Here is a 447-nt window from a genome sequence, read left to right on the forward strand (position 1 = left end):
TCTCTGGATCACTGGCTATTTGCGCCTACCCAAAGCTTATCGCAGCTTATCGCGTCCTTCTTCGGCTCCTAGTGCCAAGGCATTCACCATGCGCCCTTTGTAGCTTGACCTATTCATTTACTAATCTTAAGCGATTAAGATTAGATTTTCATTCTACAAAGAATTCAAATTAAAATTCTTGACGAAATTGTTTTATCTTTAAATTTAAAGGTTTAACAATATATTTTCACTGTGTAATTTTCAAAGAACATCCATCTTACCATTGTAAGATGTTTTTGAGAGTTAATGAACTAATCATTTGGTCTCTCAAAATTAAACAGAGTTAAAGTACCAGTGTGTCATGAAGGATTAACTTCATGTCGACTCCCTAGAAAGGAGGTGATCCAGCCGCAGGTTCTCCTACGGCTACCTTGTTACGACTTCACCCCAATCACTAATCCCACCTTC

2 rRNA genes are annotated in these 447 nt (G+C 38.0%); both read right to left on the minus strand.

The annotated features are described in order from the left end of the window. A 23S ribosomal RNA gene (locus ACTNBA_RS19105) occupies positions 1 to 110 on the minus strand; the annotation flags it as partial. Between the two features lie 261 nt (positions 111 to 371). After that, positions 372 to 447 (minus strand): 16S ribosomal RNA (locus ACTNBA_RS19110); the annotation flags it as partial.

This window comes from Clostridium sulfidigenes, assembly GCF_052067195.1.
In the GTDB taxonomy this organism is placed as follows: domain Bacteria; phylum Bacillota; class Clostridia; order Clostridiales; family Clostridiaceae; genus Clostridium_J; species Clostridium_J sulfidigenes.